Annotated in this window: 19 protein-coding genes; 10 read left to right on the forward strand and 9 right to left on the reverse strand. The window is 67.5% G+C overall.

Features of this window, described 5'->3' with window-relative positions; translation table 11 throughout:
* Positions 1-313 precede the first annotated feature (313 nt).
* Entirely contained in the window at positions 314-616 is a 303-nt protein-coding gene (locus AC0IX4_RS11635) for a DUF4193 domain-containing protein (RefSeq protein WP_042572654.1), read from the forward strand.
* A gap of 9 nt (positions 617-625) precedes the next feature.
* On the opposite strand, the gene AC0IX4_RS11640 is transcribed toward AC0IX4_RS11635, so the two are convergent.
* The gene (locus AC0IX4_RS11640; protein WP_042572655.1) at positions 626-1,132 is read right to left on the reverse strand and encodes a DUF3093 domain-containing protein; all 507 of its coding nucleotides are present in this window, start codon (positions 1,130-1,132) and stop codon (positions 626-628) included.
* 159 nt (positions 1,133-1,291) lie between these two features.
* On the opposite strand from AC0IX4_RS11640, the gene dut reads away from it, so the two are divergent.
* Both dut and AC0IX4_RS11650 read left to right on the forward strand, forming a co-directional pair.
* Positions 1,292-1,747: a dUTP diphosphatase gene (dut, locus tag AC0IX4_RS11645; protein WP_042572736.1), complete on the forward strand. Its 456-nt coding sequence runs from the start codon at positions 1,292-1,294 to the stop codon at positions 1,745-1,747.
* A gap of 2 nt (positions 1,748-1,749) precedes the next feature.
* Positions 1,750-2,574, forward strand: a complete 825-nt coding sequence (locus tag AC0IX4_RS11650; protein WP_471829029.1) for a DUF3710 domain-containing protein — start codon at positions 1,750-1,752, stop codon at positions 2,572-2,574.
* A gap of 6 nt (positions 2,575-2,580) precedes the next feature.
* Here the strand turns inward: AC0IX4_RS11650 and AC0IX4_RS11655 are convergent, their stop codons facing one another.
* Positions 2,581-3,285 (reverse strand): alpha/beta fold hydrolase, encoded by a 705-nt coding sequence (locus AC0IX4_RS11655; protein WP_471829030.1) that lies wholly within the window; start codon positions 3,283-3,285, stop codon positions 2,581-2,583.
* Between the two features lie 138 nt (positions 3,286-3,423).
* Here AC0IX4_RS11655 and AC0IX4_RS11660 point away from each other — a divergent pair, with 138 nt between their 5' ends.
* Together AC0IX4_RS11660 and AC0IX4_RS11665 are read left to right on the forward strand one after the other, a co-directional pair.
* A complete protein-coding gene (locus tag AC0IX4_RS11660; protein WP_042572658.1) occupies positions 3,424-3,801 on the forward strand; it encodes an OB-fold nucleic acid binding domain-containing protein in 378 nt (125 codons plus the stop codon).
* 40 nt (positions 3,802-3,841) lie between these two features.
* Positions 3,842-4,552: a DUF3159 domain-containing protein gene (locus tag AC0IX4_RS11665; protein WP_471829031.1), complete on the forward strand. Its 711-nt coding sequence runs from the start codon at positions 3,842-3,844 to the stop codon at positions 4,550-4,552.
* 12 nt (positions 4,553-4,564) lie between these two features.
* Here AC0IX4_RS11665 and AC0IX4_RS11670 read toward each other — a convergent pair whose 3' ends face one another.
* Both AC0IX4_RS11670 and AC0IX4_RS11675 read right to left on the reverse strand, forming a co-directional pair.
* Positions 4,565-5,230 carry a potassium channel family protein gene (locus AC0IX4_RS11670; protein WP_042572659.1) on the reverse strand — a complete coding sequence of 222 codons (666 nt, stop codon included), beginning with the start codon at positions 5,228-5,230 and terminating at the stop codon, positions 4,565-4,567.
* 88 nt (positions 5,231-5,318) lie between these two features.
* Positions 5,319-5,981 carry a potassium channel family protein gene (locus AC0IX4_RS11675; protein ID WP_042572738.1) on the reverse strand — a complete coding sequence of 221 codons (663 nt, stop codon included), beginning with the start codon at positions 5,979-5,981 and terminating at the stop codon, positions 5,319-5,321.
* Between the two features lie 105 nt (positions 5,982-6,086).
* Between AC0IX4_RS11675 and AC0IX4_RS11680 the strand changes: the two genes are divergently transcribed.
* Together AC0IX4_RS11680 and AC0IX4_RS11685 are read left to right on the forward strand one after the other, a co-directional pair.
* On the forward strand, positions 6,087-8,099 hold the full coding sequence (locus tag AC0IX4_RS11680) for an APC family permease (protein WP_042572660.1): 2,013 nt from the start codon (positions 6,087-6,089) through the stop codon (positions 8,097-8,099).
* Positions 8,096-9,352 (forward strand): class I SAM-dependent RNA methyltransferase, encoded by a 1,257-nt coding sequence (locus AC0IX4_RS11685; RefSeq protein ID WP_471829032.1) that lies wholly within the window; start codon positions 8,096-8,098, stop codon positions 9,350-9,352. The genes AC0IX4_RS11680 and AC0IX4_RS11685 overlap by 4 nt, the downstream gene beginning before the upstream one ends.
* Before the next feature lies 1 nt (position 9,353).
* On the opposite strand, the gene AC0IX4_RS11690 is transcribed toward AC0IX4_RS11685, so the two are convergent.
* Together AC0IX4_RS11690 and AC0IX4_RS11695 are read right to left on the reverse strand one after the other, a co-directional pair.
* The gene (locus AC0IX4_RS11690; RefSeq protein WP_042572662.1) at positions 9,354-10,196 is read right to left on the reverse strand and encodes an ABC transporter permease; all 843 of its coding nucleotides are present in this window, start codon (positions 10,194-10,196) and stop codon (positions 9,354-9,356) included.
* Position 10,197: 1 nt separating this feature from the next.
* Positions 10,198-11,160 carry a daunorubicin resistance protein DrrA family ABC transporter ATP-binding protein gene (locus AC0IX4_RS11695; protein ID WP_042572663.1) on the reverse strand — a complete coding sequence of 321 codons (963 nt, stop codon included), beginning with the start codon at positions 11,158-11,160 and terminating at the stop codon, positions 10,198-10,200.
* A gap of 261 nt (positions 11,161-11,421) precedes the next feature.
* Here AC0IX4_RS11695 and AC0IX4_RS11700 point away from each other — a divergent pair, with 261 nt between their 5' ends.
* Together AC0IX4_RS11700 and AC0IX4_RS11705 are read left to right on the forward strand one after the other, a co-directional pair.
* A complete protein-coding gene (locus AC0IX4_RS11700) occupies positions 11,422-12,147 on the forward strand; it encodes a sigma-70 family RNA polymerase sigma factor (RefSeq protein ID WP_327212907.1) in 726 nt (241 codons plus the stop codon).
* Positions 12,140-12,937: an anti-sigma factor gene (locus tag AC0IX4_RS11705; RefSeq protein ID WP_052493059.1), complete on the forward strand. Its 798-nt coding sequence runs from the start codon at positions 12,140-12,142 to the stop codon at positions 12,935-12,937. Before AC0IX4_RS11700 ends, AC0IX4_RS11705 begins: the two co-directional genes overlap by 8 nt.
* A gap of 4 nt (positions 12,938-12,941) precedes the next feature.
* Here the strand turns inward: AC0IX4_RS11705 and glsA are convergent, their stop codons facing one another.
* Entirely contained in the window at positions 12,942-14,786 is a 1,845-nt protein-coding gene (gene glsA, locus AC0IX4_RS11710) for a glutaminase A (protein ID WP_042572741.1), read from the reverse strand.
* A 147-nt stretch (positions 14,787-14,933) separates the two neighbouring features.
* On the opposite strand from glsA, the gene dxs reads away from it, so the two are divergent.
* On the forward strand, positions 14,934-16,823 hold the full coding sequence (dxs, locus tag AC0IX4_RS11715) for a 1-deoxy-D-xylulose-5-phosphate synthase (RefSeq protein WP_042572664.1): 1,890 nt from the start codon (positions 14,934-14,936) through the stop codon (positions 16,821-16,823).
* A 2-nt stretch (positions 16,824-16,825) separates the two neighbouring features.
* Here the strand turns inward: dxs and AC0IX4_RS11720 are convergent, their stop codons facing one another.
* Both AC0IX4_RS11720 and AC0IX4_RS11725 read right to left on the reverse strand, forming a co-directional pair.
* On the reverse strand, positions 16,826-17,836 hold the full coding sequence (locus AC0IX4_RS11720) for an iron-siderophore ABC transporter substrate-binding protein (protein WP_042572665.1): 1,011 nt from the start codon (positions 17,834-17,836) through the stop codon (positions 16,826-16,828).
* 92 nt (positions 17,837-17,928) lie between these two features.
* Positions 17,929-20,028 carry a 3-hydroxyacyl-CoA dehydrogenase NAD-binding domain-containing protein gene (locus AC0IX4_RS11725; protein ID WP_471829033.1) on the reverse strand — a complete coding sequence of 700 codons (2,100 nt, stop codon included), beginning with the start codon at positions 20,026-20,028 and terminating at the stop codon, positions 17,929-17,931.
* Position 20,029: the final 1 nt, after the last annotated feature.

Below are 20,029 nucleotides of genomic sequence, written 5' to 3' on the forward strand. Positions count from 1 at the left end.
TCACACGGCACGCCCGGCCACCGCACATCATGGCCGTCATCCGGAAGGGCGACGGCTGCGAATAGGTGAGCGGACAGGTGAGGGACACCGGAGTTACATCGGTGGAAACCGGGAAGAACTACGACCGGATCGATGTTCTGTGACGAACACGAGTCGAGGACAGCGAACGACCCACATCGAATCCGAGGGTGTGAGTCCGACACGAGGACGAGTTCGTCGAACAAGAAGCGGTCGACGTCTTGCACATCCCCATTGAGGCGATCGAAAGAGATACGGGGAACCCGGTCTCAGTAGGAAGGTAAGGGGAAACACAATGGCTACCGATTACGACGCACCGCGCCGCACCGAGTCCGACGACGTCTCGGAGGACTCGCTCGAAGAACTGAAGGCACGACGCAACGAAGCACAGTCCGCTGTCGTCGACATCGACGAGACGGATACCGCGGAGTCCTTCGAACTTCCGGGCGCCGATCTCTCGGGCGAGGAACTGTCCGTACGAGTGGTACCGAAGCAGGCCGACGAGTTCACGTGCTCGAGCTGCTTCCTGGTGCACCACCGCTCGCGCTTGGCGACCGACAACGGCGGCGTTCTCATGTGCCGCGACTGCGCGGCCTGAGTACCGGCTCTACGAGGGTGGCTGCGGAGACAACGCCGCAGCCACCGCACTCGGATCACGGGTGCTGACCAGCCAGTACGGGGTGGGATCGCTCGGATCGTCGAGGACTACGAGCACCATGGGCTTGACCCACGACCTGTGCTGGACGAACGCCGCGGGATCGAGCTGGCGTCCCAGGGCCGCGCTCTTGGCGGTTCCCGGAACCTCGGCGACCCGGTCGATCACCGACAGGGGAAGAGTGGCCTTGCCCGCGAGCAGTAGTCGCTCGCCGTCGCGGTCGACGACCATCACGCGCATGCGACCCAGGTACGACACCACCCAGACGGCGAACGGAACCAGGACGACGTAGGGCAGCCACGCCATCACGCCCGGCGATCCCATGTGCACCTCGGCGGAGAGAATCACCGCGACACCGATGGCAGCGACCCAGTACCAGACGGGGACTCGCAGTCGTTCGCTGTAGATGACGGTCTCGCCCGTGGACCGGGCACTTCGTTCGGGGGCTACGTCGGACACACCTCCAGAGTAGTGGTCCGGCGAGACTGCCCGCTAAACCCCGGAGTCCGGCGGATCCGCCACAGGCACCGAGTAATCTCGACCGACGTGAGTGAGCCCGAGTTCGAGACGTCCCCGACAGGCGCCGCGTCGCCGTACGACAGCGACCGCGTCACGACGGTGTCGGTGAAGCGGCTCGATCCCGGAATCCCGCTTCCCACCAGGGCGCACGACGGTGATGCCGGTGTGGATCTGTGTGCGACCGAAGCCGTGGTGATCGCTCCCGGTGAGCGCGCGATGGTCGGAACCGGCATCGCGGTGGCGCTCCCGATCGGCACCGTGGGGCTCATCCACCCGCGATCGGGGCTGGCGGCCCGTGCAGGTCTGTCCGTGGTGAACACTCCCGGAACGGTCGACGCGGGGTACCGGGGAGAGATCAAGGTCTGCCTGATCAATCACGATCTGCGGACGCCCATCGAATTGCAGCGCGGCGATCGCATCGCACAGTTGCTCGTGCAGCGAGTGGAGCTGCCTACGTTCGTCGAAGTCACCGAGTTGGACACCACCGCGCGTGGTGCCGGCGGATACGGCTCCAGCGGAGGACATGCCGTCCTCGCGGCCGAGAAGGAGAACTGAGCATGTTCGGACGCAAGAAGAAGTATGCCGACCTCCCGGCCGACGAGACGACCGTTGCCGAGGTCGCGGACATCGACGAGGTCGACGAGCTCGACGAGGTCGACGGCTCGGCCGGTGACGGATCGGGGCCGTGGTCGCTGGAGGACCTCGACGACGACCGTGCGAAGGCTGCCGCGAGTCGGCTCGACCTGGGTTCAGTCCTGTTGCCCCTCCCCGCCGGCGGTCAGCTGCAGGTGGAGATGACGCAGGCCGGCGCGCCGCAGGCCGTGCACGTCGTGACACCGAACGGTCGCATCACGGTGGCAGCCTTCGCAGCTCCGAAGTCACCCGGACAGTGGCGCGACGTGGCGACGGAACTGGCCGACACCCTGCGCAGGGACAATGCGAACGTCTCCATCGAAACCGGCCCGTGGGGCCGCGAGGTCGTCGGCTCGACCGCGGGAGGCGACCTCCGGTTCATCGGCGTGGACGGGTACCGCTGGATGATCCGCGGAGTCGCGACGGGCCCGGCCGGCAGCGTCGACGCATCATCGCCACTGGTCCAGGAGGCGCGCGCGGTGATCGCCGGCACGATCGTCGATCGCGGGACGGACCCGCACCCGGTCCGCACTCCTCTGCCGATCACGTTGCCCGAGGCTCTCGCGCAGCAGCTCGCCGCAGCCCAGCAGCAGCAGATGGCGGCGGCGCAGGCACAGGCAGCCCAGTCCGCACCCGCACCCGCCCAGCCCACACCCGCCCAGCAGTCTCCGGCACCCGTTGCAGATCCCGAGGACGACGTCCGGCGCCGTCGCGGACCCGGTGGCTCGGCGATGCAGCAGCTGGACTGACCCCGGTCAGGCCTGCTCGCGCGCTCGATCGAGCGCGCGGAGCCCCCTGCGGCCCAGTTCGCCCGGTTCCGACGCCAGCAGGGCCAACGCGAACGTCTCGAGCCGCGCTCGCGGGAACGCGCCGTGCCAGTGCTCGGCCACCTGAAGAGGGTGGATCGGGTCGTCCACCGCGGCGACCACGCCCACAGGGACGGCCAGTGTGCCGAGAGTCGCCGCGGTCGGAGCGACGTACGCGGCGGCGTCGTCCATCGCGACGGGGAGATCCGGCCACTGGGCCCGCCACGAGCGAGTCAAGGTCCGCGACAACCAGGCGGGTGCCGACGCGGCCATGTCCGCGAGCGTCGCCTCGAGGCCCCGGTCGCGCAACGCCCGCGCCGTGGTCGACGCGCTGACCGCGGCGAGTGATCCGTCGGCCGGCCCGGACCAGGCCGGCATGGCCGCGACGACGCCCGTCACCCGATCGGGATGATCGAGGGCCCACTGCACGGCGACGGCGGCGCCCAGGGACACACCGCCCACGACGAGCGGCCCGCGTCGCTCGTGCGCTGCGGCGTCGAGCGCGTCCCGGTACCCGGCGACGACGTTCCTCGGGTCCGGGTCCACGGCGCGCAGCGTCCACCCCCGTGATGTCACCGCGTCGGTGAAGGAGTCCTCGACGAATCGGGCGTCGGAGCCCGTTCCCGGCAGCATCACGACCAGTGTTGGTTCCATGGTTTCCGCATCTTCCTGTGACGTTCATCGACTGGCGTGGCCGCGTGTGTCCGGGGTGTCGCAAAAGGTCTACAGTGGCGCTGACAGAACCGAAAACCCCAGCCGCGGACGGTCCGCGCAACCGCTCCAGGAGCACTCATGGCACCCGCTGCCGCAGGATACTTCCGCCGAATGGCTCGGAAGTTGACCGAGGACATCGAACAACTCGATGCCGAGGAGATGGAGTCGGCGTCGAAGGCGTCGGGCGCACAACGCGCCTGCGATTGCACGCGCGGCGACGAGGTCACCATGGTGGGCCGTCTTCGCAGCGTCGAGACATGCAGCAAGGCCGCCAACGCCATCGTCGAGGCCGAATTCTTCGACGGGACGGACACGATGTCCCTCATCTGGATCGGCCGACGCAAGATCGCCGGAATCGAATCCGGCACACAGCTTCTCGTCCGTGGACGGGTGGGGGAGCGAGAAGGCCGCAAGGTCATCTACAACCCCTACTACGAGCTGCGCACCGAGGACTAGTGTCGCTGGACGGCGTCGCCGTCTGGCACCCTGGACTCCCATGAGCGAGTCGCCGAAAGATCCCGTATCCGAGGACACGCATTCCGGCCACGTGGCATCCGACCCTGTCACCACCGAGGCCGAGGCGCCCGAGACGGTGCTGTCCCATCTGGGCGGCGTGAGCGGACTCGTTTTCTCGACGCTGCCGGTGCTGGTCTTCGTACCGGTCAACTCGCTCGCAGGTCTCACAGCGGCCATCTGGTCCGCGCTGGGACTCGCCGTCGCCATCCTCGTGTGGCGGTTGATCAAGCGGGACCCCATCCAACCCGCCATCTCGGGCTTCTTCGGAGTCGCGATCTGCGCGTTCATCGCTTACCGCACCGGAGATGCGAAGGGATACTTCCTCTTCGGCATCTACACGTCCCTCGCGTACGGCGGAGTATTCCTCGTCTCGATCCTCGTGCGACGTCCGCTCGTGGGGATCGTCTGGGGTTTCCTCAACGGGACCGGGAAGGCATGGCGCGACCACACGGCCGCCGTGCGTGCCTACGACGTCGCGACGGCCGCGTGGGTGCTGGTCTTCGTCGCTCGGTACGTCGTCCAGTCCCAGCTCTACGACTCCGACCAGACCGGCTGGCTCGCCGTGGCCCGCATCGCCATGGGATGGCCGTTGGCCGCCGTCGCGTTCGCCATCACGTTCTGGGCCGTCCGACGTGCCGACGCCGTCGTCGCCGAGGCCACCACGGAGACGGCCACGCCGGACCAGGCCTGACACCGCTCCGGGTTACCGCTGGAGCAGGCCGAGCGCTTCGCGCAGTTCGTTCTCGACGTCGACGGTGGTGACGAACAGCAGTTCGTCTCCGCCCTCGATCGGATCGTCCTTCTCCGGAACGATCACTCGTCCACCTCGGAGAATGGTGACCAGCGCGACGTCCCTCGGAAGCGTGATCTTGCGGACCGGCTTCCCGGCCAGGGGAGTGTTGGCCGGCAGGGTGATCTCGACGAGGTTCGCCTTGCCCTGACGCAGGGTCATCAGGCGCACCAGATCTCCGACGGACACCGCTTCCTCGACCAGCGACGCCAACATCCGGGGAGTCGACACCGCCACGTCGACGCCCCACGACGCGTCGAAGAGCCACTCGTTGCGGGGATCGTTGACGCGCGCGACCACTCTGTCGACGCCGAACTCCGTCTTGGCCAAGAGGCTGAGCACCAGGTTCGCCTTGTCGTCACCGGTCGCGGCGATGACCACGTCGTAGGACTCGACTCCGGCGGCTTCGAGGGTGGCCAGCTCACAGGCATCGGCGTGAACCCACTCGGCCGCCGTGACGGACGAGGGGTCGACGTGATCGGCTTTGCGCTCGATGAGCAGGACATGGTGCTCGGACCTGAGGAGCTCGCGTGCGATCGACCGACCCACGGCTCCCGCTCCGGCGATGGCGACTCTCACTGCACAGTCCTTCGCATGGTGTGACGGCTACTGAACGGGTGGTGGCCGCACCGATTTCGGGCGGCCAGGGACATGCTCGGCACTGCGCTCAGTCCTCCGGCGGCGGGTTGCTCGCGAGCGCAACGGCTTCGGCGACCATGCCGTCGACGGCGGCGATCCAGACCTCGTCGTCCGCTTGGAGGACAGTCTTACGATCGGGAAGCAGACCCGTCCCGAAGCGGATGATGAACGCGACGCGGGCCTTGGTGGCGGATTCGAGTGCGGTGACGCCCTTGCCCACCCATCCTTCGCCGATGTCGAGCCGGGCGACGGCGACGCTGCCGGACGGGTCGCGCCACTTGGTCAGCTCGTTGTCGTGGATGAGCGTGTGCAGGAAGCGATCCGTCGTCCACGGAACGGTCGCCACGGTCGGTATTCCCAGGCGCTCGTACACGGCTGCGCGCTTCGCGTCGTAGATCCGGGCGACGACGCGTTCGACGCCGAACGTCTCCCGGGCGACGCGTGCGGAGATGATGTTGGAGTTGTCACCCGAGGACACTGCGGCCAGCGCGTCGGCCTTCTCGATCCCCGCCTCGATGAGCACGTCCCTGTCGAATCCCATGCCCACCACCTGGCGGCCCGTGAAATCGGGGCCGAGACGGTGGAACGACGTGGGGTCGCGGTCGATGACCGCCACCTCGTGGCCGATGCGGGTGAGGGCGCCGGCGAGCGACGACCCGACCCGACCACACCCCATGACGACTACGTACAACAGACGCTCCATTCGGGGTTCTCGAACACGGTGTCGGTAACTGCGGGCAACGCTATCGGTCACCCTGCCCTTCGGTCGAGCCCGGTACGGCTTACTCTTTGCGATGTGTCCAAGCTTTCGACGGCCACCAAGAGGCTGCTGCTGGGTAGGCCGTTCCGTAGCGACACGCTCGGACATACGCTCCTGCCCAAAAGAATCGCTCTCCCGGTGTTCGCGTCCGATGCCATGTCGTCCGTTGCCTATGCGCCCGAAGAGATCTTCCTGGTTCTCTCCGTCGCCGGAATCTCGGCGTATTCGTTCTCCATCTGGGTAGGCCTCGCGGTCGCCGTCGTGATGGCGGTCGTCGTGGCCAGCTATCGCCAGAACGTGCACGCCTACCCGTCCGGCGGTGGCGACTACGAGGTGGCGACCACCAACCTCGGCCCCACGGCCGGACTGACTGTCGGCAGCGCCTTGATGGTGGACTACGTGCTGACCGTCGCGGTGTCCATCTCGGCAGCAGCATCCAACATCGGGTCGGCGCTCCCGTTCGTCGCGGAGCACAAGGTGCTCTTCGCCGTGGCGGCCATCGTGCTGATCACGTCCATCAACCTGCGGGGTGTCCGCGAGTCGGGAACGGCGTTCGCGATTCCGACCTACGCGTTCATGGTCGGCATGTTCGTCATGTTGATCTGGGGTCTGGTCCAGGTCTTCGTTCTCGGTGACGACGTGTCGGCGGAGTCGTCCGACTTCGAGCTGAAGGCCGACGACAGTCACCTCTACGGCATCGCGTTCGCGTTCCTCCTCGCCCGCGCCTTCTCCTCCGGATGTGCGGCGCTCACGGGTGTCGAGGCCATCTCGAACGGTGTCCCGGCCTTCCGGAAGCCCAAGTCACGCAACGCCGCCACAACGCTGTTGTTGCTCGGTTCGATCGGTGTGACGCTGCTGCTGGGCATCATCGTGCTCGCGGAGAAGATCGGCGTGAAGTACGCGGCGGAGCCGGCGACGCAGCTGATCGGTGCGCCGGAGAACTACCAGCAGAAGACGCTGATCGCGCAGCTCGCGGAAGCGGTGTTCCGACACTTCACTCCGGGCTTCTACTTCATCACGATCGTCACTGCCCTGATCCTCGTGTTGGCTGCCAACACGGCCTTCAACGGTTTCCCGGTGCTCGGATCGATCCTGGCGCAGGACAGGTTCCTCCCTCGCCAGTTCCACACGCGCGGCGACCGCCTGGCCTTCAGCAACGGCATCCTGTTCCTCTCGGCCGCGGCGATCTTCTTCGTGGTGATGTTCGGCGCCGAGGTGACCAAGCTGATCCAGCTCTACATCGTCGGAGTGTTCGTCTCGTTCACCCTCAGCCAGACCGGCATGGTGCGGCACTGGACGCGATTGCTGCGGTCCGAGACCGACCCCGTGCAGCGCCGATCGATGCAGCGCTCACGCGTGGTCAACAGCATCGGCCTCGGCATGACCGGTGCGGTGCTGATCATCGTCCTGCTGACCAAGTTCCTGGCCGGGGCCTGGATCGCCATCGTCGCGATGGTGGGCATCTTCGGGTTGATGAAGCTGATCCGCAAGCATTACGACTCGGTGGCCACGGAGCTCGCCGACTTCGAATGGGACGGCGTCCTCCCGAGCCGCACCCACTCCATCGTGCTGGTGTCCAAGCTGCACAGCCCGACGCTGCGCGCGTTGTCCTACGCCCGTGCGACGCGGCCGGACACCCTCGAGGCCGTGACCGTCAACGTCGACGAGACGGACACACGCGAACTGGTCCGTGAGTGGGAGAAGAGCGACCTCAGCGTTCCCCTCAAGGTGGTCGAGTCGCCGTACCGCGAGATCACCAAGCCGGTGCTGGACTACGTGCGCCGGGTCAAGCGGGATTCGCCGCGTGACGTGGTGACCGTGTTCATCCCCGAGTACGTGGTGGGGCACTGGTGGGAGCAGGTGCTGCACAACCAGAGCGCCCTGCGCCTGAAGAGTCGGCTGCTGTTCCAGCCGGGCGTGATGGTCACCAGCGTGCCGTGGCAGTTGAACTCCTCGGAACGCGCGAAGCGCGAGACGCTCGAGAACGCCCCGGGATCGTCACGACGCGGGTACGAGTCCACGGCCGATCGACGGCGGTCGGACACGTGATCGATTCGTGGGTGGGCCGGGTGATCGAGGTCCGCGTCGGCAAGCCGGGTCACGGAGGTTTCTGCGTCGCACGCCACGACGGACGAGTGATGTTCGTCCGTCACAGCCTGCCCGGAGAGCTGGTCCGTGCGCAGGTCAGCGAGGATCAGGGCAAGTCGTTCTGCCGGGCGGACGCCGTCGAGATCATCGAGGCGTCGCCGGACCGGATCGACCCGCTGTGTCCGATCGCCGGCCCCGGCGGTTCGGGATGCTGCGACTTCTCGTTCGGTACGGCCGAGGCCGTCCGGGACATCAAGGCGTCCGTCGTGGCGGAGCAACTGGACCGCGTCGCCGGCATCACGCGAACCGTCGAGGTCGAGTCGCTGGGTGAGCAGACCGGATGGCGGACACGCATCCGTCTCGGAGTCGACGACGACGGCCGAGCGGGATTCCATCGTCTCCGTAGTTCGCAGATCGTCACCGACCTTGCCTGCCCGCAGGCCGTTCCGGGCATGTACGACGGTCTCGCCGACCGGACGTGGACACCCGATGCGGATCTCGCCGTGGCGATCGACGCCGACGGGGTGCGGCACGTCGTCGAGATCGCGCCGGCGCCGGCGCGTCGGGTGCGTGCCGACACGGGCCGCCGCGGAGCGTCGTCACGTCGAGCCGCGTCGTCCGGGGACCGAGCGCACCGCGTGAAGGAGGGCACCGGCCGCGCGGTCGAGCGCGTCGGAACCAGGCAGTGGACCGTCGATTCCTCGGGGTTCTGGCAGGCCCACACGGCCGCGGCCACCCGCTACGGCGAGGTCGTCCGCGCGTGGTCGGGGGCCGAGAGCGGCGACACGGCGTGGGACCTCTACGCGGGAGCCGGGACGTTCGCGTCGGCTCTCGGTGAGCAGGTGGGTTCGACGGGTGCTGTCGCGGCCGTCGAGTTCTCGCACAAGGCCGTCGTGGACGGCCGCGCCGCGGTGCCCGACCTTCCCTGGGTGGCCATGCAGGCGGCGCCGGTGGAGCGCGCGGTGTCGACTCTCCCCGCCGGTCCGTCCGTCGTCGTCCTGGACCCGCCACGATCTGGCGCCGGCAAGCAGGTCGTCGCCGCCGTCGCCGGGGCGCAGCCGCGTCGCATCGTGCACATCGGCTGCGACCCGGCCTCCTTCGCACGGGATGCCGGCCTGTATCTCTCGCACGGCTACCGCCTCGAGAACCTCGCGGCATTCGACGCGTTCCCGATGACCAGCCACGTCGAGTGCATAGGACTGTTCGTCCGCTGACTCACTTCGCGTTGTAGAGACGCATCGTGACGGGTCCGAAGACGGCGAGCAGGCCGAGCGACCAGATCCCCGTCCACATGAGGGCATCGGTGTCGATCACCCCGTCGGCGAACCCTCGCAGCGTCGTCACCAGGTGCGAGACCGGGTTGACCGACACGAAGGCTTGCAGCCAGCCCGGCATGGTGGTGGGGTCGACGAAGATGTTGCTGGCGAACGTCAGCGGGAACAGCACCAACATCGACACGCTCATGACAGCCGTCTCGCTGCGCAGCATCAGGGCGAACATCGTCCAGACCCACGAGACGCAGAACGAGAACACCAGCAGGAGCCCCACCGACGCCGCCATGCCGACGACACCGCCGGCGGGACGGAATCCCAGTGCCAGGCCGAGCGCGAGAACGATCGTCGAGGCCAGGGTGTAGCGAACCACGTCCCCGAGCAGAGCCCCGACCAGCGGCGCCGGACGCCAAACCGGCAGCGACCGGAATCTGTCGAAGACGCCCTTCTCGATGTCCTTGTTCAAGGTCATACCGGTGTACATGGTGATCATCACCACCGTCTGGACCAGGATTCCGGGTAGTAGGAACTGGATGTAGGCGCTGGTGGAGCCGGCGAGCGCGCCGCCGAACAGGAACGTGAACATCAGCGTGAACATGATCGGGAACATCGTGACGTCGAACAGTTGCTCCGGCACGTGCTTGATCTTCAGCAGTGCCCGCCAGCCGAAGGACAGAGCTGCCGACGTCGAGGACGGCCGGGGCGGTCGCGGACCCGAATCGCGCAGCAGGTCCGCGATGGTCGGCGCCGACACGCGTGCGGTGGTCGGATCGTTCGTGGTCGTCATGTCAGGATGCCTCCAGTTCGGTGGTGCGACCGGTCAGAGCCAGGAACACTTCGTCGAGGCTCGGCTGCCCGAGGGCGTAGGTGGACACGTCGACCCCGGCCTCGGTCAGCGCACTTAGGGCGCGGGCGACCAGTGCGGTGTCGTCGACGAGGGCCGTCAGAGTCGACGGATCCGACTCCTGCGTGACGTCCGTCCCCAGCGTCGACCGCAGAATCCGCGCGGCATCGTCGCGCTGCACCGCGTCGGCGACGCGGACGTGCAGGGACCCCGTGCCGACCGACGCCTTGAGCTGCGCCGTGGTGCCCTCGGCGATGACCTTGCCCCGGTCGATGACCGCGACCCGATCGGCCAGTTGATCGGCCTCATCGAGGTACTGCGTGGTCAGCAACACCGTGGTGCCACCCGCGACGAGTGACCTCACGATCTCCCACACCTGGTTACGGCTGCGAGGGTCGAGCCCCGTGGTCGGCTCGTCGAGGAACATCAGTTCGGGTGTGACCAGGAGGCTCGCCGCGATGTCGAGACGACGACGCATCCCGCCCGAGTACGTCTTGACCTGTTTCTTTTCGGCCTCCACGAGATCGAAGACGTGGAGCAGGAGCTCGGCGCGGTCACGCGCCGCCGGACGGGTGAATCCGAACAACCGACCGAGCAGGACCAGATTCTCGCCTCCCGTCAGGTCCTCGTCGAGGGACGCGAACTGGCCTGTCAACGCCACTTTCGAGCGCACGGCGTCCGGTTCGGTGGCGACGTCGTGGCCCAGCACACGTGCCCGACCACCGTCGATGCCGGTCAAGGTGGCGAGCATGCGCATCGTCGTCGTCTTCCCGGCCCCGTTGGGCCCGAGCACGCCGTAGACACCGCCGCGCGGTACCGAGAGGTCGACGCCGTCGACCGCGACGGTGTCCCCGAACTTCTTGATCAACCCGTCCGCCTCGATAGCGGTCTCTCGTGTCGTCGTCATGAGTGTCCTGACTCTCCCGGCAGCCCGAATTCATCGGTATGTCCGGAAATCGGAGGTATCGACTTCGCCGCGAATCGTGACGCAGGGTTCGTGTCGACGCAACGGGTTTTCTGCCGCGTACGGGTCTACCGATCCGTGTCGGCACCGGTGACGAATCACGTTGTGGAAGGTCGCGACGCTCGTTTTCGACGTACGAGGCGGCGACATGGCGAGCGAGATCATCGAGGTAGTGAGGATGTGCGATCGATGAGCACTAGTCTCATGGTCGATGAACTCGACCAGAAACTCTTCGCGGACGGCCTGCGCACTGTGAGTGCCGAGGGAACGACCGCAGACGACGCCGGCTCGTCCGACGCGCGACACCGTCGCGAGTCCGTCTCCGATCCGTCGTGTCCGGTGCCCGATCCGGATCTCAAGCGACGACGACTCGCCGAGGCGGACGTGCTCCGGGGACTGCTCGCGCGCGTCGCCGACGGTGATCGACGCGCGTTCGCGGACCTGTACGACGCGACTTCGGCGCGTGTGTTCGGCATGGTTCTGCGAGTCCTCAGGGATCCCGGTTTCAGCGAAGAGACTGCTCAGGAAGTGTTCCTGCAGATCTGGAAGACGGCCGACCGTTACGACCCGGCCCAGGGCTCGCCGCTCGCGTGGATGATGACGCTGGCCCACCGCCGCGCCGTCGACCGGGTCCGGTCGGAACAGTCCGGAACGGACCGTGAAGCGCTCTACGGATCCTCCACGCACAGCCCCGCACACGACCAGGTTCTGGAGTCGGTGACCCAGACGCTCGAGTCGGAGTCCGTGGTCCGGTGCCTGGACACCTTGACGGAGACGCAGCGCGAATCCGTCCGCATGGCGTACTACAGCGGATTGACCTATCGGGAAGTGGCCGAGCGTCTCGGCGTCGCCGTCCCGACGGTGAAGTCCCGTATCAGAGATGGACTGATCAAGTTGAAGAATTGTCTGGGGGTGGACACCGGTGAGTGACGAGATCGGTCGCCATCGTCGCGACGACGACGAAACATCCGTGGTGGACGACGCCTACGCCTATGCCTTGGACGCTGTCAGCCTGTCGGAGCGTGCGGAGATCGAGAGTCGCCTCGCGCGGTCCGACGACGCGACCCGTGCCTGGTTCGAGAGCATCGTCGCCTCCGTCGACGAGACGATGGCGCTCTCCGCGGCGACGTCCGCCGCCGAACCTCCCTCGACTTTGCGGTCGAGCATTCTGGACGCCCTCGAGTCGACACCTCAGGACCGTGTCCGGTCGGAGCCGTCCGGCGATCCGAGCCCGGAGCTCGCGCCCGTCGTCTCGCTCGACGATCGCCGACGGAAGCGTTTCCGCGTTCTCGCTGCCGCCGCCGCGGCCGTGGTGGTCGTCGGTGTCGGCGGAACCGTCGTGACCCAACAATTGTCCGGACCGTCGTCGTCCCCGACGTCCCAGGTGCTCGCATCGGACGATGTGCGGTCCAGCACGGTCGAGGTCGCCGGCGGCGGCACCGCGACGGTGCGATGGTCCCGTTCGCAGGATGCTGCCGTCGTCACCTTGGACGGGCTGGCGTCTCCGGGCGAGGGCAAGGTCTTCGAGATGTGGCTGATCGGCAGCGATCCCGCACCTCGTCCGGCCGGACTCGTTCCCGAGTCGTCCGCGACTGCCGCCGACGAACATGTCGTGAGCGGACTCGACGGCATGACGACGTGGGCGGTGACGGTGGAGCCCGAGTCCGGGTCCGACGCACCGACCACGACCCCCATCGCCGCGGTCACGCTCGACGCCTGACGCGTCAGACGATTCCCGAGCGCCGGAGCGCTGCCACGATCGATTCCGCCTGCTCGTAGGCACGGTCCAGCAGAATTTCGAGCAGTGCGGACTTGGCGTGCGGGTCGGTCTCGGTGAGTGCGTCGAAGTCTTTCGGACTCAGCAGTGCCACCTCGGTGTCCTTCGCCGCGGTGATCCGCAGTCCGAACGGTGAGCGGCGCACCAGGGGCATCTCGCCGAAGCTCATGCCGGCCGACAGTGTCGACACGGCCCTCACGGTGCCGTCCGGGAGAACGAAGTCCACCGCCACCCGGCCCGACAGCACCATCGCCAGGCCCAGGGGTGGGTCTCCGATGCGGGCGATGACCGTACCTCGGTCGTACCGCGCCTCGGTGGTCCGCGAGGTGACCGCACGGCGGTGGATCTCGTCCAGACCGGCGATGATCGGATGCTCGTCGAGCGTCACCTCGGTCGGCTGACGCGCGCCGCCGCACCATCGATCGAGGACGGTGTCCTCACCCCATCGCAGGGCGGAGTCGAGATCGTCGAACACTCTGCCGGTCCCGTCGTGCTCGGACAGCGACGACACCGTGTGTGCCATCGTCGACCGCGGATCGACGAGAACGGCCGCGCAGTTCTCGCGTCGCAGCCCGGCCGCGAGTGCATCGAGCATCGATCGTGCGACACCACTGACGTCGTCGACCCGGCGCATGTCCAGGATCACGCCGTCGATCGCCGTGCCGGCGTCGCGACCCTGGTCGACAGCCGTCGACACGGCTCGAACGACGCTCTCCGCCGCTGCGAACAGCAGGTCACCGTGTAGCTCGAACACACGCACCCGACGTCCGCGGGCGGCGAGAGTTTCCTGTTCCGCCGCGGTGCGACGCCGACGCGACGGTGTGTCGCCGACGGAGTACTCGGCTCGCACCGCGCTGCGCGCGGCGCGTCCGACGTGGAGGAAGTGCAGCTCCAACCTCCGCGACAGTTCTCGGCAGGCCATCACGCCGCGGACGCTGTTGCCGTGTGCGTCCAGCCGGGGGGAGAAGACGGAGATGCCGAGCTGGCCGGGCAGGACGGCCATCACGGCGCCCGCGACACCGCTCTTGGCGGGAAGACCGACGCGGTTCACCCAGTCCCCGGCGCCGTCGTACATCCCGCAGGTCGTCATGACGCTCAGCACACGCTCGACGAGGACGGGATCGAGAGCGCGCACCTCGGTGCACGGGTTGAGACCGTTGTTGGCGAGCGTGGCGGCCATGATCGAGACGTCGCGGCACGTCACATCCAGCGAGCACTGCCGGAAGTAGAGATCGACGGTCGAGTCCGGATCGTCGGTGATGATGCCGAACGAGCGCAGCATGTGACCGATGGCTCGGTTCCGGTGTCCGGTGCGTGACTCGGACGCGTGGACGGCCGCGTTCATTGTCAGCTCCCGACCGGCGTAGCGCGAGAACGACTCCCGGATGCGGCCGAACTGCAGGCTCGGCGTGTCGCCGGCGACGAGCGACGCGGACGTGATCGCCCCGGCGTTGATCATCGGGTTCCGCGGCCGTTCCGTCACCGGGTCCAGGCTGATCTCGTTGAACGGCTCACCGGACGGTTCGACGTCGATGCGACTCGCCACGTCGTCCTCGCCCCTGTCGGAGAGCGCCAGCGCGTACGTGAAGGGCTTCGAGACCGACTGGATCGTGAACGGTACGTCCGTGTCGCCGACCTCGTAGACGTGGCCGTCCGCTGTCGTGAGGCAGATGCCGAAACGATCCGGGTCGGCTGCCGCGAGTTCGGGGATGTAGTCGGCGACGGCGCCGGAGGTATCCGCCACACACATCGCGTGGACCTCCTCCAGGATCTGCTGCACCACGTCGGTCATCGTCACCACTCTTCCCGGTTGCGCCGTGAATCGGCGCTCGTACGGTAACCCGCCGTTCGGCCTCCACGTAGACTCGTGAGAACTCGCCTGCTCACCGTGCGTCCTGCCCGGTGAGCGTCAGGCACTTCTGGAGAGGGAGCGATTTCGTTGGGTGTTTTCGATCGCGTGCACGAGCCCAGCGACCTGCGCGCTCTCGGCCCCGAGGAGCTCGCGGAGCTGTCCGCCGAGATCCGCCGATTCCTGGTCGAGAAAGTATCCGCGACAGGTGGCCACCTGGGGCCGAATCTCGGTGTGGTGGAGCTGACTCTGGCCATCCACCGCGTCTTCGATTCGCCCCGTGATCCCGTGATCTTCGACACCGGTCATCAGGCCTACGTCCACAAGATGGTCACCGGTCGAGCTGATCGGTTCGATTCGTTGCGCAAGGAGGGTGGCCTGTCGGGCTACCCGTCCCGTAGCGAGAGCGAGCACGACTGGGTCGAGTCCTCGCACGCGTCGGCGTCCCTGTCCTACGCCGACGGCCTGGCCAAGGCCTTCCAGCTGACCGGCCGAGGCGATCGCCATGTCGTCGCCGTCGTCGGAGACGGTGCTCTCACCGGCGGTATGTGTTGGGAAGCGCTCAACAACATCGCCGCCGGCAAGGACCGCTCCGTCGTGATCGTCGTGAACGACAACGGCCGCTCCTACTCTCCGACCATCGGCGGCCTCGCCGATCACCTCGCGACTCTGCGCCTGCAGCCGAACTACGAGCGCGCGCTGGACACAGGTCGGCACATGGTGAAGAACCTCCCCGTGGTCGGCTCGGCCGCCTACGCGATGTTGCACGGGATGAAGGCCGGCCTCAAGGACGCCATCAGCCCGCAGGTCATGTTCACCGACCTCGGGATCAAGTACCTGGGACCGGTGGACGGCCACGACCAGGCGGCTCTGGAATCGGCCTTGCGTCGAGCCAAGGCATTCGGCGGTCCGGTGATCGTGCATGCGGTCACCCGCAAGGGCATGGGCTACTCGTTCGCCGAGAACGACGTCGCCGATCAGATGCATTCCACGGGTGTCATCGACCCGCTGACCGGTCTGGCGACCAGCATCTCGGCGCCGGACTGGACGTCGGAGTTCTCGCGTGAGCTGATCGCGCTGGGCACCGAACGGACGGACGTCGTCGCGATCACCGCGGCCATGGCGGGCCCGACAGGTCTCGCTGCGTTCGGCGAACAGTTCCCCGATCGGTTCTTCGACGTGGGTATCGCCGAGCAGCACGCGCTGACGTCCGCGGCCGGGCTCGCCCTGGGCGGACTGCATCCCGTCGTCGCGATCTACTCGACGTTCCTCAACCGCGCCTTCGACCAGTTGTTGATGGACGTCGCGCTGCTGAAACTCCCCGTCACGCTGGTTCTCGACCGAGCGGGCGTCACGGGGTCCGACGGAGCGAGCCACAACGGAATGTGGGACATGTCGCTGCTCGGCATCGTGCCGAACATGCGGGTCGCAGCTCCGCGCGACGGCGCCACGCTGCGCGAGGAGCTGGGCGAGGCTCTGGCCGTGTCCGACGGGCCGACAGCGCTGCGGTTCCCCAAGGGTGCGATCCCCGCCGACATCCAGGCAGTTCGTCGACTCGACGATCGCGTCGACGTCCTGCACGAGCCGGAGGGGCAGGCGGACGTGTTGCTCGTCGCTGTCGGTCCGTTCGCGTCCCTGGCTCTGGACACGGTGGCGGAGCTGGCCGCGAGCGGTGTGCAGGCGACAGTGGTGGATCCCCGATGGGTTCTGCCCGTGCCGGACTCGCTGGTCAAGCTCGCGGCGGACTTCCGGTTGGTCGTCACGCTCGAGGACAGCGGCCTGCACGGCGGTATCGGCGCGTCCGTCTCGGCGGCGCTCAGAGCCGGTGGCGTCGACGTTCCGTGCCGGGATCTCGGTGTGCCGCAACAGTTTCTGGATCACAGCTCGCGTGACCGGATCCACGCCGACATCGGCCTGACTCCGGCGGACATCGCCGGGCGGGTGTGCGGGTGGATCGGCCACCAGCCCGGCGACATCTGAGCTCAGGCTGCTCTGTCGGCCGCGTCCTTCAGTCGCGGCAGGATGCGGTCGAGAACCCACGGTGTGCTGACGGGGTTGACGTTGCTCAGTCCGGCGACCACCTGCGTGTCGGTCAGGGAGATCGCCGAACCGCGCGACACCGCCGGCAGCGTCGTCAGCGCGGGAACCGAGGAGAAGTCGAAGCCCTCGGGCGTGAACGCGACGATGACGTCCGCGTCGATGCTCTTCACGTTCTCGAACGAGATGGTCGAGAAGAAGGCGTCCGCTCCGTCGGACTCGTCCAACGCGACGACACCCGGAGCGTTGACGAAGCCCATCTCGGTGAGCACCTGCACCCGAGGATCCGACGGCATGTAGACGTTCGCCTGCCCCGAGTCCGTGTCGAGGTTGACCACCGCGACGGTCTTCCCGGCGAACTCGGGATGGGCGTCGGCCTCCGCTGCGAGTCGTTCACCCATTCCGTCGATGAGAGCCTGCGCCTCCGTGGGCTTCCCGACGGCCTCGCCGATCATCGTGGTCTGCTCCTGCCACGTCGTCTGCCACGCTTCGCCGGGGTAGGCCACGACGGGTGCGACGGCGGACAGCGTGTCGTAGTAGGACTTCGGGAAGCCCTCGTAGGGGGCTAGCACCAGATCGGGCGTCAGTGTCGCGATGGTCTCCACGTCGGGATCTCCGGCTGCGGGATCGTCGTACAACGTCGTCGCGTCGGCGTCGTAGTACTGCTGCGCCCACGGCATCACACCGTTCTCGTCGGCGCCGTAGGTGTACTTCGGCTGCCCGACGGGCGTGACGTCCAGAGCGCCGAGGATGTCCTGCGCGTTCCATCCCATCGTGACGATGCGCTGGGGCTGAGCCTCGACGACGGTCGAGCCGAAGGCGTGGTCGACGGTGACGGGGAACGCGCCCCCGGACGCGGCTGCGGGCGCGTCGGAATCGGTGTCGGACGAGCATCCGGCGACGAGGGCGAGCGCGGCAGTGGCCGCGATGGCGGGGAGAAGTCGAGAACGTTTCACATTGGGTAGCCTAACCTACGCAAACGCCCGTGCGCCCTCCACGTATCCGGGGATACGTGGAGGGCGCACGGGCGGTATGGCGCCGGGTACGACTACAGGCTGGCGACACCCTTGTCGAGGAACCGGTGACCGGTGACGGCTTCGGAGGTTCCGGTGCGGTCCAGGTACGGCACGATGCCGCCGTTCCAGAACCCGAAGCCGCCGCCGAGGATCAGGCAGAGGTCGATGTCCTGGGCGGCTGCGACGACGCCCTCCTGCAGCATGATGTCGATCTCCTCCGCGAAGGCGCGGCGGGTGCGATCGAGCACCTGCTCGGACGTCGACGGTGAGTCGCCCTGCGGCCACAGATCGGCGATTTCGGGGTCGACGGTCTTGGCTCCGTCGGCGCCGTAGGTCCACACCGCGGACTTCTTGTTCGCGACCATCGCCTGCAGGCCGGGGGAGTCGTGGAACCGCTCCGGGTAGTACTCGGCCATGGTCTCACCGGTGTGCAGTGCGACGGCGGGGCCGACGAGCGAGAGCAGCGTGAGCGGACTCATCGGCATGCCGAGCTCGCTGATGGCGTTGTCGGCGACGTCGAAGGGAGTGCCCTCGTCGATCGCGTTCATGACCTCGCCGAGGGCGCGGGTGAGGAGGCGGTTGAAGACGAAGCCGGGCTTGTCGGCGATCAGCACGGCTGACTTCTTCAAGGACTTCGCCGTTGAGAATGCTGTTGCGAGAGTTGCGTCGTCCGTCTTCTCACCGCGGACGATCTCCAGTAGCGGAAGAACGGCGACGGGGTTGAAGAAGTGGAATCCGACGACCCGCTCGGGGTGCTTGAGCTCCGCCGCCATGCGGGTGATCGACAGCGACGACGTGTTGGTCGCGAGGATCGTCTCGGGGGAGACGAACTCTTCGAGCTCGGCGAAGACCTTCTTCTTGACGTCGAGATTCTCGAAGACCGCCTCGATGACCCAGTCGGTCCTCGCGAACGCGGCCTTGTCGAGCGATCCGGACACCAGTGCCTTGAGGCGGTTCGCGGCGTCGGGGGACAGCCGCTTCTTACCCTGCAGCTTGTCGATCTCGGCGTGGACGTAACCGACGCCCTTGTCGATCCGCTCCTGATCGATGTCGGTGAGGATCACCGGCACCTTCAGCTGACGCACGAACAGCAGCGCGAGCTGGCTGGCCATGAGGCCGGCGCCCACGATGCCGACGCCGGTGACCTTTCGAGCCAGCGACTTGTCGGGCGCTCCGGCGGGCCGCTTGGCACGCTTCTGCACCAGATCGAAGGCGTAGAGACCGGCGCGCAACTCGTCGGCCATGAGGAGGTCGGCCAGCGCCTCGTCCTCGGCAGCGAACGCCGTGTCGAGCGACGCGGAGTCGGTGATGTCGGTCGACTTCGCCAGCTCCAGAAGCTGCACGGCGCGCACCGGGCCCGGTGCGTGGTCGCCGGTCTTGCCGGAGACGATGGCCTTGGCCCGGGCGATCGCGTCGTCCCAGCCCTGGCCGCGGTCGATCTCGGGGCGGGTCGGGGTGACGTCCCCGGAGACGACCTTCGCGGCCCACAGCAGGGACTGCTCGAGGAAGTCGGCTCCGCCGAAGACCTCGTCCGCGATGCCCAGCTTCAGTGCGTCCGCGGGCTTGAGCATCCGGTTCTGGTTGAGCGCGTTCTCGATCACCACGGTGACGGCATTGGCCGGCCCGATCAGGTTGGGCAGCAACTGAGTTCCGCCCCAGCCGGGAACCAGACCCAGGAATGTCTCCGGGAGCCCCAGTGCCGCAGCGTTGTCCGCGACGGTGCGGTAGTGGCAGTGCAGCGCGATCTCCAGTCCACCACCCAGAGCGGCGCCGTTCACGAACGCGAACGTCGGAACCGTCGACTCGCGAAGACGTCGGAACACCTTGTGTCCCAACGTGCCGATCTCCAGGGCGACCGACCGGTCGGAGATGTTCGGCACGCCGTTCAGGTCTGCGCCGACGGCGAAGATGAAGGGCTTGCCGGTCACCGCGACGGCCACCGGATCTGCGGCATAGGCCGCATCCAGGGCGGCATCGAGCTCGGTGAGTCCGGCAGGTCCGAAGGTGGACGGCTTGGTGTGGTCGAAACCGTTGTCGAGGGTGACGATGGCGACCGGGCCGTCGAGGCCGGGCACGGTGACGATCTTGGTGAACGCGTGGGTCACCACTTCATCGGAGAAGGCAGAAGTCATG

The sequence above is a fragment of the Rhodococcus sp. AC861 genome, from assembly GCF_979256035.1.

Coding starts and splice junctions, on each gene's coding strand:
- AC0IX4_RS11635 (WP_042572654.1), top strand. CDS start 314: ATGGCTACCGATTACGACGCACCGCGCCGCACCGAGTCCGACGACGTC.
- AC0IX4_RS11650 (WP_471829029.1), top strand. CDS start 1,750: ATGTTCGGACGCAAGAAGAAGTATGCCGACCTCCCGGCCGACGAGACG.
- AC0IX4_RS11655 (WP_471829030.1), bottom strand. CDS start 3,285: ATGGAACCAACACTGGTCGTGATGCTGCCGGGAACGGGCTCCGACGCC.
- AC0IX4_RS11660 (WP_042572658.1), top strand. CDS start 3,424: ATGGCACCCGCTGCCGCAGGATACTTCCGCCGAATGGCTCGGAAGTTG.
- AC0IX4_RS11665 (WP_471829031.1), top strand. CDS start 3,842: ATGAGCGAGTCGCCGAAAGATCCCGTATCCGAGGACACGCATTCCGGC.
- AC0IX4_RS11690 (WP_042572662.1), bottom strand. CDS start 10,196: ATGACGACCACGAACGATCCGACCACCGCACGCGTGTCGGCGCCGACC.
- AC0IX4_RS11695 (WP_042572663.1), bottom strand. CDS start 11,160: ATGACGACGACACGAGAGACCGCTATCGAGGCGGACGGGTTGATCAAG.
- AC0IX4_RS11700 (WP_327212907.1), top strand. CDS start 11,422: ATGGTCGATGAACTCGACCAGAAACTCTTCGCGGACGGCCTGCGCACT.
- glsA (WP_042572741.1), bottom strand. CDS start 14,786: ATGACCGACGTGGTGCAGCAGATCCTGGAGGAGGTCCACGCGATGTGT.
- AC0IX4_RS11725 (WP_471829033.1), bottom strand. CDS start 20,028: ATGACTTCTGCCTTCTCCGATGAAGTGGTGACCCACGCGTTCACCAAG.